Origin of the sequence: Anaerocolumna xylanovorans DSM 12503 (assembly GCF_900143645.1) — a bacterium.
GTDB classification, from domain to species: domain Bacteria; phylum Bacillota; class Clostridia; order Lachnospirales; family Lachnospiraceae; genus Anaerocolumna; species Anaerocolumna xylanovorans.
In genome coordinates, this window is the sequence record NZ_FRFD01000005.1 from 370494 (window position 1) to 383375 (window position 12882).

Annotated in this window: 12 protein-coding genes; 11 read left to right on the top strand and 1 reads right to left on the bottom strand. The window is 40.0% G+C overall.

The window, feature by feature from the left end; translation table 11 throughout:
- Positions 1-21: 21 nt before the first annotated feature.
- Positions 22-726: a TrmB family transcriptional regulator gene (locus BUF11_RS10020; RefSeq protein ID WP_073588694.1), complete on the bottom strand. Its 705-nt coding sequence runs from the start codon at positions 724-726 to the stop codon at positions 22-24.
- A gap of 262 nt (positions 727-988) precedes the next feature.
- On the opposite strand from BUF11_RS10020, the gene BUF11_RS10025 reads away from it, so the two are divergent.
- From BUF11_RS10025 to fliD, 11 genes are all read left to right on the top strand, one after another.
- Positions 989-1666, top strand: a complete 678-nt coding sequence (locus BUF11_RS10025) for a PHP domain-containing protein (RefSeq protein WP_073588695.1) — start codon at positions 989-991, stop codon at positions 1664-1666.
- 110 nt (positions 1667-1776) lie between these two features.
- The gene (locus tag BUF11_RS10030) at positions 1777-3042 is read left to right on the top strand and encodes a diaminopimelate decarboxylase (RefSeq protein ID WP_073588696.1); all 1266 of its coding nucleotides are present in this window, start codon (positions 1777-1779) and stop codon (positions 3040-3042) included.
- Between the two features lie 170 nt (positions 3043-3212).
- The gene (flgM, locus tag BUF11_RS10035) at positions 3213-3491 is read left to right on the top strand and encodes a flagellar biosynthesis anti-sigma factor FlgM (protein WP_073588697.1); all 279 of its coding nucleotides are present in this window, start codon (positions 3213-3215) and stop codon (positions 3489-3491) included.
- Positions 3492-3521: 30 nt separating this feature from the next.
- On the top strand, positions 3522-4037 hold the full coding sequence (locus BUF11_RS10040; RefSeq protein WP_084558583.1) for a flagellar protein FlgN: 516 nt from the start codon (positions 3522-3524) through the stop codon (positions 4035-4037).
- Positions 4038-4094: 57 nt separating this feature from the next.
- Positions 4095-5891 carry a flagellar hook-associated protein FlgK gene (gene flgK / locus BUF11_RS10045; protein WP_073588698.1) on the top strand — a complete coding sequence of 599 codons (1797 nt, stop codon included), beginning with the start codon at positions 4095-4097 and terminating at the stop codon, positions 5889-5891.
- A 17-nt stretch (positions 5892-5908) separates the two neighbouring features.
- Complete coding sequence (gene flgK, locus BUF11_RS10050; RefSeq protein WP_073588699.1) at positions 5909-7669, top strand: flagellar hook-associated protein FlgK; 1761 nt, start codon at positions 5909-5911, stop codon at positions 7667-7669.
- A 66-nt stretch (positions 7670-7735) separates the two neighbouring features.
- Entirely contained in the window at positions 7736-9199 is a 1464-nt protein-coding gene (flgL, locus tag BUF11_RS10055; RefSeq protein WP_073588700.1) for a flagellar hook-associated protein FlgL, read from the top strand.
- Between the two features lie 49 nt (positions 9200-9248).
- Complete coding sequence (gene fliW, locus BUF11_RS10060; protein WP_073588701.1) at positions 9249-9713, top strand: flagellar assembly protein FliW; 465 nt, start codon at positions 9249-9251, stop codon at positions 9711-9713.
- 1 nt (position 9714) lies between these two features.
- Complete coding sequence (gene csrA / locus BUF11_RS10065) at positions 9715-9936, top strand: carbon storage regulator CsrA (RefSeq protein WP_073588702.1); 222 nt, start codon at positions 9715-9717, stop codon at positions 9934-9936.
- A gap of 178 nt (positions 9937-10114) precedes the next feature.
- A complete protein-coding gene (locus BUF11_RS10070; protein WP_073588703.1) occupies positions 10115-10537 on the top strand; it encodes a flagellar protein FlaG in 423 nt (140 codons plus the stop codon).
- Between the two features lie 17 nt (positions 10538-10554).
- A complete protein-coding gene (gene fliD / locus BUF11_RS10075; protein ID WP_084558584.1) occupies positions 10555-12870 on the top strand; it encodes a flagellar filament capping protein FliD in 2316 nt (771 codons plus the stop codon).
- Positions 12871-12882 lie beyond the last annotated feature (12 nt).

Below are 12882 nucleotides of genomic sequence, written 5' to 3' on the forward strand. Positions count from 1 at the left end.
AAAGGAACCTCCGCGGCATATTTACCGGTCAGGTTCCTTTTCTTTTAGCTGCAGCAAAGTAATTTCATTTTGCAGCATTTCTTTGAAAACATCCACCAGATTCTGATTTCTGGAATAGAGACAGGTGGAGAAGTCCTTATCCGTTATTTCACCGGTCAGTACCTTGCAGGAATCTACGATAAGACGTATTTGATGATTAACCTGTTCTTTTATATAGATGATAGCACCTTCAAGACCTTTTGGACTGTCAGTCAGAACCACAACCTTTTTCTTTTCTACAATCAGCCTTTGTACATCAGGCCGGATAATATCCAGGATATCCGAAGAAACGCTGATATAGATACGGCTCTCGGTCTCACTTAACAGGTTACGAAGCTTATTTATTATGTGCTCTTCACCTTTAATCGTGATATATCCGCCGGTCTCTTTCTTTCTCTCCGGAAGATTAGAAATTATTCTATCTCTGATGGTAGTCAGCTTGTGTATTGCATTACTGCTGAATTCTTCAAAAGCAACTGCCGTGTATTTCGTGACATTACCCTCCATAACGTAAGCGGCGCCCTTATCTACCAGTCCCGCTAAGGCATTATAGGTATTGGAACGGGAAATACCGGTAAGTTTAGCCACTTCATAACCGGTAAGCTCACCGTTAACCTGAAGGGTCAGATAAATATTCGATTCCTGTCTGGTAAGTCCAAAGGACATAAATTGATCGATTAATTCCATGGTACTATCCTTCCTTTTATGGTATCAAACATTAGTTTATACTTAATACCCGAAAAAGTAAATAGAGCGAAGGATATCTTTAAAGAGGGATGGTGATTTCTGTCCATATTTATTCATTTTCTCGTTCAGGAATCCCTATTCCATTAAGAATGCCAGTAACTGTTCCCGGCAGACTACATATTGTAATGTCAATCCAGGCATGCTATAGTAGAGCTGTTTATTGGACTTTAATTTTAAATTCGAAAGAAAAGCGGAGAAAAGTATGAAGACTTATAAATATGATACACACGTACACACAAGGGAAGGAAGTGCCTGCGCTGACATTAGCGGCAGCAAGCAGGCAAGGCTTTATAAAGAACTGGGATATGACGGGATTATAATTACAGATCATTTTTACAACGGAAATACGGCTGTGTCCCGTAAACTGCCTTGGGAACAATGGGTGGAGGGATTTGTAAAAGGTTATGAGGAAGCATATAAGGAAGGAAAGAAAATTGGATTATCGGTTTTCTTTGGCTGGGAAGAAAGCATAAAGGGAATGGATTTCCTCATATATGGGCTTGATAAGGAATGGCTTATTCATAACAGGAGTATTCTTGGTCTTAGTCCGGAAGAACATTACAGAAAGATAAAAGAAGCCGGAGGATTTGTTGTACATGCCCACCCTTTTCGAAGACGTTCTCACTTAGCAGATTTAGCGCCTACTCCTGAACTTGAAGATGCGGTAGAAATTATGAATGGGGGAAACGATGACCCAATCTATAACAGGCTCGCAAAGGAGTATGCGGAAACTTGGAACAAACCTGTGACGGGAGGATCTGATTCCCATCACAAGAAAGACAGGCACATAGGGATTACGGTGGAAACTCCCATTAAAACGATTGAGGATTATTGCGACTTTGTTATGAATAGTAAAATTACAGAGATTTTAGACATTTGATAAAAAATATGCAGTAAATTGTATTGACAAGGAACGAAAGGTATAATATAGTGTTCCTTAAAAGAAATAATATATAGGGGATTAATAAATACAGAAAGGATGAGCGTAATATGAAGAAACCTTTTGTGACCAAGGAACAACTGGAGGAGATCGTAAAAGAATATCCTACGCCTTTTCACTTGTATGATGAAAAGGGAATCCGTGAAAATGCAAGAAAGTTAAGACAGGCTTTTTCCTGGAATAAAGGATTCAAAGAATACTTTGCAATAAAGGCTACCCCCAATCCCTTTATACTGCAAATACTGAAAGAAGAGGGCTGCGGAGCGGACTGCTCCTCTATGACAGAGTTAATGCTGTCAGAAGCTCTTGGGTTTAAAGAAAATGAAATCATGTTTTCTTCCAATACAACACCTCCCGAGGAATTTGTTAAGGCAAAAGAATTGAATTCGATTATTAACCTGGATGATTTTACCCATATTGATATATTAAAAGAGCTGACAGGTATCCCTAAAACTATTTGCTGCCGTTATAATCCCGGTGGGGTATTTACTATCAGCAACGGTATTATGGACAATCCCGGGGACGCTAAGTACGGCTTTACCAAGGAGCAGGTAATAGAAGGCTATAAGAAGCTTAAAGATTTGGGAGCGGAGGAATTCGGGCTTCATTCTTTTCTTGCAAGCAATACGGTAAGCAATGAATATTACCCGGTTCTTGCTAAAATACTTTTTGAGCTGGCAGTAGAATTAAAGGAAAAGACCGGTGTTAAAATCAAGTTCATCAACCTGTCAGGAGGGGTAGGGATTCCTTATAGACCGGAGCAGGAACCGAATGATATTCTGGCTATTGGTGAAGGAGTGAGGAAGGCATTTGAAGAGGTGATGATACCGGCTGGCATGGAAGACGTGGCAATTTATACGGAGCTGGGACGCTTTATGCTGGCACCGTATGGACATTTGGTAGCCGCTGCTATTCATGAAAAGCATATATATAAAGAATATATTGGTTTAGATGCCTGTGCAGTTGATCTTATGAGGCCTGCCATGTATGGCGCCTATCATCACATAACGGTAGCGGGAAAAGAGAATGAGCCCTGTGACCATATGTATGATATAACAGGCTCTCTTTGTGAGAACAATGATAAATTTGCCATCGACCGTATGCTTCCAAAGATTGAGAAGGGTGATTTCATCGTCATTCATGATACCGGCGCCCACGGATATGCGATGGGTTACAATTATAACGGCAAATTAAAATCCGCAGAGCTTTTGTTAAGAGAAGACGGTTCTGTTAAGCTAATCCGAAGAAAAGAAACTCCCAGGGATTATTTTAGTACCTTTGATTTTTGTGATGTATTAAAGGATATGAAGTATTAATACACTTAAGAAAAGAACGGATATTACTAAAAAGAGACTGTTGCAGCAAGGAAATTATGCACGGTCTCTTTTTTTGTGATAAAAAATATTTTACCAGCTCTTAATATAATAGAACGAATGGCCGATAACTATTACATAGTAAATAGAAAGACAGTTAGGTGGTGAAAAGGATGCGTATTGATGCATACAATAAAATTTCACAGGTATATCAGGCAAATAGTACACAAAAGGTAGCCAAGACGGTAAGTGTGTCAGGAAAAGACAAATTAGAAATATCAAGCACGGCGAAGGACTATCAGGCGGTTAAACAGGTGCTTGGTCAGATACCGGATGTCCGAGAGGATAAAGTAAAAGCAATAAAGACACAGATGCAGTCCGGTACTTACAATGTCAACATGGAAGAGGTAGCTTCCCATATAGTAGACAGTTATTTTGAGAAAACCATATAATCAGATGCAGATTCAGAAAGAGGTCGGGCTGTGGCTAGTTTAATCGAAGAATTAATAACAACTCTGAGCCAGGAATGCGAAATTTATCAGGAGCTTCTTCCCATGGCCAGAGAAAAAACCCAGGTTATTGTTAAGAATGACCTTAAAAGTCTCCAGGAAGTAACCGAGAAAGAGCAGATATTAGCAGATAGAATCAGCGGGATGGAGAAGAAGAGGGAAGAGATTATAAAAAATATAGGCATAGTGGTCAGCAAAGACCCAAGGGCCATTAATATCAGGACTGTCATACAGATGATGGAAAAGCAGCCGGTTGAGAAGAACAAGCTGATAGAAATACACGACACTCTGAAAAGAACCGTTCAAAATCTTGCGCAAATCAATAATCATAACAAATCTTTGATACAACAATCCCTGGAGATGATTGAGTTCAATATGAATTTTATACAAAGTGCAAGGACGTCACCGGGGAATAACAGCTACAATAAGGGAGCAGCCCAGGTAGATATGCTTTCTGCGCAGCCAGGGATGTTTGATGCGAAGCAGTAGCAGAATGGAATGAACCGGAATGCCGGTGGACAATAATACAAAAGCAGGTGAAATTATATGAGCTTATCAAGCAGCTTACAAGTAGGGGTTTCAGGACTTACTGCAAGCCAGAATGCACTTAATACAACAGCCCACAATCTGGCTAATGTCAATACCAAGGGCTATACGAGACAACAGGTAGTAATGGCTGACTTTGCATACCAGAAGTGGGGAGTAAACCACATATCAACCCTCCAGACGGGGCTTGGTGTAGACATTGAAACCGTAAGACAGGTTCGTAATATGTTCTACGACAAATCTTACCGTACAGAGCTTGGAAGACAGGGGTTTTACCAGACTCAATATGAGACAGTACAAGAAGTGGAGAGTATGTTCGGTGAGTTGGAGGGAGTTGCCTTTCAGGATTCGATTAATGATTTATGGGTTTCCCTGCAGGAATTTGCAAAAACTCCCGATACTATTGAGAACCGCGCGTCTCTTCTGGAGGATGCACGGAGCTTTTTGGAAAGAGCCGATAATATATCAAAACAATTAAGCAATTATCAGGTGAATCTGAATAAGCAGATTATGGAAAAGGTAAACACTGTAAATGATATTGCGGATAAAATATATAATCTTAATCAAAAAATATCTTTATATGAAAGCAATGGCCAGGAACATGCCAATGATTTAAGAGATGAAAGAAATAATCTTTTGGATGAGCTTGGCGGTATCATAAATATTACATACAAAGAAAATTCAATTGGAGTAGTAACAGTAAGTGCAGAGGATATGCCTCTGGTTACGGAAAATGAAACTTACAAGATGGATGTGGCAAAGGTCAGTGAGTCATCGGATCTGTTAAAGCCTGTTTGGGCTTCTTTTAACAGAGATGTGTACCGGATGGATTTGCCGATTTCAACAGAAAATAATACAGATATTGGTTCTTTAAAAGGGTTACTGGTGTCAAGAGGTTCCGACAAGGCCAATTATACAGACATACCGGTAAAGCCGGTTAAGACATCAGGTATGTCAGATGCTGACTATGATGCGGCATTAGCCGATTATGCAGGTAAAGTGAAAGAATACAACAGCACGGTTAATGTTTCGGTCATTATGACAGCCCAGGCACAGTTTGACCAGCTTATCCATGGAATAGTAACCTCAATTAATGATATCTTTTCTCCCAATAAAGAAGTTACGTTAGCGGGCAATGTTACCCTGCCAAATGGTGTTACTCTGAATGCCGGTGAAAAGATAATGATACTGGACGAGGATAACGCACCTTATGGCATGGACAAGCCGGACTATACTCAGGGAGAAGCTTTATTTAACAGAAAATCCACAGACCGATACAGTGCTTCGGTGCCGGTGACAATTGATAACGGTGATGGGACTACCACTATAAAGAATGTGAGAATATATAATAAAGAAAACTCTTCTGATATATACTCTCTGTTTACATTGGGAGAGATTGAAATTAATCCTGAAATCTCCAATAATTATTCCAAGCTTCCTTTAAGTGCCGGAAAAGAAGTAGTAGGGGTTGATGTAAAGTCAGCAGAAAAATTATTAGCTCTGTGGAATAAACCCTTTGCCGCTCTTTCACCGAACAGTCTTGCTGTTTCAACATTTAAAGATTATTATACAAACTTCACGGGAGAAATCGGAACCTGGGGAAATGAGCTTAATACAATCAGTCAGAATCAGGCAACCATGGTTCAAAACATTGATGATCAGAGACAATCAATTATGGGAGTATCATCTGATGAAGAGTTAACAAACCTGATAAAATATCAGCATGCTTATAATGCATCCTCCAGGTTTATCACAGTAATTGACCAGATGATGGAGCATATCGTAACCAGACTATAAAAGAAGGGGTATAAAAGATGCCGTCAACATTTTTTGGATTAAATATCGGAACATCCGGGTTATATACATATCAGGCAGCCATTAATACCACAGCCCATAACATATCCAACACAGAAACAGAGGGCTATACAAGGCAGATTCTGAACCAAAAGGCAGCGAATGCGATCAGAGTAAACGGTTCTTATGGTATGGTGGGAGCAGGAGCAACTGCCACCGAAATAACTCAGGCAAGGGATGCTTACTATGACTTGAAATACCGTAGCAGTAATACTACCTACGGCGAGTATCAGGCAAAAGAGTATTATATGACAGAGATAGAAAATTATTTTAATGAGGTCAGCGTTGCGGGCTTTACGACGTCATATAATTCCTTATTCACCAGCCTTCAGGAATTATCGAAGAATCCTTCCAGTGCTACAACAAGGACGCAGTTGGTTAATTATGCCAAGAACCTGACAGAATATTTTAACGGTATGGCTAACAGCCTTACAGGCATACAGCAGGAATGTAATTTTGAAGTAAAAACACAGGTAGACAGGATAAATTCTTTGGGACAGCAGGTTGCTGAGGTGACAAAGCAAATAAATACTTTGGAAGCAGGCGGCGGTACTGCAAATGATCTAAGAGATCAGAGGGGACTTCTTATAGATGAGCTGTCCGGCATTGTGAATGTATCCGTTGATGAAAATGTAGTAGGACAGAACGTAGGTGTTACCAGTTATGTCGTAAAAATCGAAGGGCAAGTTCTTGTCAATACCGGAGAATATAATACTTTGAAGGTAGTGCCCCGTACTGAAAAAGTAAACCAAAGTGACGCAGATGGACTTTATGAAATACAGTGGAACAATGGAAATAATTTTGCGTTTCAGAATAGTATTTCCCAAGGCTATTTAAGCGCCCTGCTGCAGGTCAGAGACGGCAATAATCAGGAGACATTGAAAGGAACCGTGCAGTCAGTAAGTACGGACAAAAAAACAGTTACTCTTGGGCAAAGCAGCATTAATGATATTGAGAAACTAAATATCCCCTCAGAAGGCTATATTACAATAGATAATCAACAATGCAAATATAACAGCTTTGAGGTCACAAAAAACGCAGTAACCCAGCAATTGGAATATACCTTTCATCTGGATAAGGCAACCAATGCCTCTCCGGGCAGTACGGCAGCTATTGGAGAGAGTATTGATTACAAAGGTATTCCCTACTATATGAGCCAGCTTAATGAATTGGTCAGAACATTTTCTGAAAACTTCAATGCCATCCATAAGACGGGATACGATCTGAAGAATAACATGGGTGTTAATTTCTTTACGGGAGTTTCACCTGCCACCGGAGATGATTATAATCTTGATACAATAGGATATTATAATTTAACAGCAGGTAATTTTTCGGTAGCGGCAGATGTTTTTAAAAACCCCTCTATGATTGCGACTTCCGGTAAGGAAATTACAAATGGAGTAGAGGACAAGACAGTAGTTGACAAATTAATAGCACTGAAAGACAAGGCGGGCATGTTCAAACAGGGAACACCTTCTTCCTTCTTCCAGACAATGGTAGCAGAGGTGGGGATTGATTCCAAAAAGGCAACCAATAATGCCAAAAACCAGAAAGACATTTTAGGTGTAATCAGCAATCAAAGACTTTCAGTGTCCGGTGTAGATGTGGATGAGGAAGCAATGAATCTGGTGATGTACCAGAAGGCATATAATTTGTCAGCAAAGGTTATTTCTGTTATGAATGAAATATATGATAAGCTGATTAATGGCACTGGAGTATAAAGCTTGGTAAGAGATATAGCATAGACCAACCGGCAGTTTGAAACAATCCGGGAAAGGGGCACACAGATGAGAATAACCAATAAGATGATGACCAATAATATGATGACGAGTATCAATAAGAATAAGAATCTTCTTAACACATTAGATGAACAATATTCTACGGGCAAAAAGATACAGCGTCCCTCGCAGGATCCTATTGTAGCGGTCAGAGCATTGAAATTAAGGACGAACCTGTCGGAATTGAATCAGTATTACGAAAAGAATATTCCTGATGCCAGATCCTGGATGGATGTAACGGAAGAAGCTCTCAAAAATATGAATCAAGTCATGACAAAGATAAACAGCAGTTGTGTACAGGGAGCAACGGATTCCTTAACAGCTTCTGACAGAAGCAGTATAGTGGAAACACTGAATGAAATGAAAAAGCAGATTTATCAGGAAGGTAATGCAAATTATGCCGGAAGATATGTCTTTACAGGTTATAAAACAAATTCCAGCTTAAGCTTTGAAGAGAATACTTCTGTGAATTATACGATTACAGAAAATTTTACCGGTAATGATTTGGATGCGATAACAAAAATATCTTACGGTGTGGGGGGCGGACCGGATACAGCAGCACCCACTACGATAAATACCCACAGATTGAGATTATCCTATGAGAATCTTGATGCCTCGAATCTAAGCGGAATACCGAATAAAGACATAACCTATGTAGATAAAAATGGAGTAACAAAAACAATAGCTGCAGCTGATATCGTACAGGCATCGTTATCCAATACTGCTATTGATCCGTATAATCCGGCTTCTGGCAAGGTAAACTATATTCCGGAAACCGGTGAATTGATTTTATCCGATACGGTATATGCCTCGATGCAGGGAGCCCAAAAAATCACTGTGGATTATGGGAAAAGCAATTTTGAGACGGGGGATTTAAAACCGGAGAGTTACTTTGACTGCAAGGATAATACCAATAATATAACATATAAGGTATTCGACCAGCAAATCCAGTACGAAATAAATTTCAATCAAAGCCTTACAATCAATACACAGGCAAAAGATGCCTTTGACCACAGTATAGGCAGGGATATTGATGAAATTCTGTATGCGGTTAAAGATGTAGAAGCGGTAGAAGGTAAAATAGCAGAAGTTAAAAAAAATCTGGAAGACAAAAGTCTGTCACAGGTTGCTATTGATAATTTGAATACAACCTTAACCAATCTCCAGACGGAATTTAAACTAAAGACTGACATAATGCAGGATAAATTTAATAAAGGAATACTTGGAAGCAAAAATGCCCAGGATAAATTAAATACAGCCGTAGCAGACTTGGGAACCCGTTCTACCAGACTTGATCTTACAGAAGACAGATTATCAAGCCAGCAAGTAAACTTTGAAGAGCTGATGTCAAATAATGAAGATGCGGATGTTGCTGAAACTTATGTCAGATTAAGTTCCGCAGAGGTTATATATAATGCATCCCTAAATGCAGCAGGAAAAATAGTGAAAGCAAGCCTGTTGGATTTTCTGTAAAAGGAGAGAATATTGCCACAGCATTTAAGGAAGGAAGGATAATCATACCATGTTTATAAAAACGAAATATTTTGGTGAAATAGATCTGGAAGAAGATAAAATAATAGAATTTCCGCAGGGTGTTATGGGCTTTGAAGAATATATTAAGTATACTATCCTGTATGATATCGAAGAAGGTGAAAAACCTATGATATCATGGCTTCAATGCGTAGAAGAACCTGGACTTGCCATTCCGGTTATGAATCCTTTATATGTAAAGGCTGATTATAATCCGACCATAGAAGATGCCTTATTAACTCCTTTGGGCGAAATAAGTGATGAAAACGCATTGGTTTTAGTCACAATAACAGTGCCGGAAGATAAGACGAAGGTAACCGTGAATCTGAAAGCTCCCTTTATTATTAACTCGGATACCCGAAAGGGATGCCAGATTATAGTTGAGAATAATGACTATCCGGTAAGATACAACATTTATGAGGTCATCCGGAAGATGAAAGAGGTAGGGGGGGAATAGTATGCTGGCATTATCCAGGAAAATCGGTGAATCTATTATAATCGGTAATGACATAGAACTTACTATTCTTGAAGTGAAAGGTGACCAGGTAAAAATAGGAATTAATGCTCCCAAAGCAATCCCCATTTACCGCAAAGAAATCTATCTTCAGATTCAAGATTCTAATAAAGAAGCAGCAACCAGCGAAATTTCGGCGGATGCTTTAAAAAACTTATTTCAATAAAAGTATTTTTCACTTTTTATTCGGGCAGTATCGCAAGTGGACCTGTGATATGTATGGGAACTATTAATAAAATAACAATATATGTCGATAAAAAAAGAAGCAGCATTAAATTATCTTATTACTTTAATTATAAGCAAGGATGCTTAAATGAGCAATAACAACATGGAGGTGGATTATTATGGCAATTGATAGTATTACAGCAGGTGGTTACAATGATACCGCTAATAGGGTTTCAAAGGATCCGGTTTACTCCGCTGGAACTCCGGTAAAGCAGGGTCCGATTACTGCAGCGACTGCCGGAACACAGGTGCCTGCAGCAATATACAAAGATAAGGAAGCTGATGGTCCTCAAAGCGATACTACAGGAAAGAACCCGGATGAAGCAGCAAGGCAAATTAAAGCAACCATATCGGAAGCAAACTTTAAGGCAACAAGAACAAGATGCGAATACTCGGTAGATGACAAAACAAACAGAATTTCAATTAAGATGATTGATGAAACAACGAATGAAGTAATCAAAGAAATACCGCCTGAAAAAAGCCTTGAAATGTTAGCTAAGGTTTGGGAACTGGCAGGTATACTGGTAGATGAGAAGAGGTAGGAAGGATGTGAGGAAGTATGTCGATTAGAATGTCGGGAATGATATCTGGCTTAGATACCGATTCGATTATAAAAGAGCTTATGACAGCGAAGTCTGCAAAGAAGACGAAGCTGGAGCAGCAGAAGACCAAACTGGGATGGAAACAGGAAAAATGGGCTGATTTGAACACGAAGCTGTATAAGTTGTATACAGATCAACTCTCAAAGGTGCGTTTGGCAGGAAATTATACCGCGAAGAAAGTAACTTCCTCTAATGAGAATATGGTAACGGCAACAGCATCATCTGCGGCCGGAAGCGGTTCCCATACAGTAGAAGTAAAAAACCTTGCTTCTGCTCAATACATAACAGGGGGAAAGATTGACTTAAAGAGCACCGATACATTGGTTTCGAAAGGCGTAATGGACGCAGGAACTATCATTAGGATTACTTCCGGAGCGGGAAGCAGTGCAACCGTTAAGAATCTGGAAGTCACGGCTGATACAACGGTTGCAGACGTGGTAAATACCATGAAGGCGGCCGGCCTTAACGCAAGCTTTGATGAAAGCCAGGGGAGATTCTTTATAAGCGGTAAGAACAGTGGGGAAGCCAATGCATTTTCCATCCAGACCTATACAATGGATACATCCACAAGTTCAGCACTTTCAACAGCAGCGGATGCATTAAAAACAGCAGCGGGTCTTACGGATTCACAGGTGTCAAGCTACCGTTCTTTATTGGAAGATCTGGCAAAGAAGCAGGCGCTCTACGAGGATGATTCTGTTACGGATAAGGTAACTGCATGGACGAACCTTCAGAATGCGAAGCAGAAGGTCTCTGACATGGAAGAGAGCTTTTATACTCAGGCAGCCAAGAAGATTGTAAGCCAAAACCGTCTGAATGATCTTAATAATGCAGCAACAGGAGTGGGTACGGAGGATATCAAGAAGGCTTATGAGGATATAAAAACTGCTGTTCAGAAAAGCTATTATGAGCTGGATAGTGACGGAAAAGTAAAATCTCCGGAGACTTTCACGGAAGCTGCAATAAACAGTGCCAAGTCAGCTCTTATGAAGGAAGCTACAGACAATATCAATAAGAAAATGAACGAAGGTACAGTAAATTACGCAACCGTTGATGAGAGAAATGATGCTATCAAGGCTGAGTATGAAAGACTGTATAAAGATGTATACAATTATGGCACTACAGAAGAGGAAGCTCTTAAGAAAAAAGCCGAAGAACTTTATAAGAATACTTTGGCAACAGCTGTAAGTAATGCGGCTAATTCCTATACTTCCACGGCAGAAGGCTCTGCGCTGGTAACGGCAAAGGCTGCTGAATTAAAGCTGGATACGGGGGCAACATCCATTTCCACTGCCACAAACCAATATAAAACAGCTTACACAGCGTATTCCAATTCAATTTCCGCGCCTTTAGCAGGAAAGTTAAAAAATTTGGGACTCGCAGATACGGAAATGACTACGGTTAATGGAAAGACATCTGTAACCAGTTCAGGGGGCGCAAGTGATTTTATCTTAAAGAAAGCAGCCGACTCAACGGTTATATTGGATGGAGCTGAATTAACGACTACCGGAAATACTTTTACAGCGGCTGGAATCACTTATAATCTGGTAGGTGCACAGGCCGGGACTACTGTAAGTGTCAGTGTAACGAATGATTCACAGGCTACCTATGATATGGTCAAGAACTTCGTGAAGGCTTATAATGATATCCTGACGGAGATGAATACTCTGTACAACGCGGATTCTGCCAAAGGCTATGAACCTTTAACCGATGACCAGAAGGAATCCATGTCTGATAAGCAGATTGAGTTATGGGAAGGCAAAATTAAAGATTCTCTTCTTCGAAGGGATGACACACTGGATAGTGTCTTAAGTACTTTAAGAACCAGTCTTCAGGGCAGTGTAACGGTTAATGGCAAGAGTTATTCTTTGGCTACTTTAGGGATAACAACAGGGGCTTATACAGAAAAGGGACTGCTTCATATTCAGGGTGATCCCGATGATTCTACCTATTCAGTCAATACCAATAAACTGAAGGAAGCTCTTTCCTCGGATCCGGATGCGGTGGCAAGTGCACTTTCTGGGATATTTGGTAAGCTCTATACCTCTATGCAGGACAAGATGAAGAGCAGTTCCATAAGCAGTGCATTAACTTTTTATAATGACAAAGAGATGAAGAATCAAGTCACCGATTATACCAAGCAAATATCCGCTTGGGAAACCAGACTGCAGGACATGGAGGACCGGTATTATAAGCAGTTCTCAGCAATGGAATCGGCACTTGCAAAGATACAGTCCAGCAGTAAATCTCTGGCCGGACTGCTCGGCAGTTGATTTGATTGTATC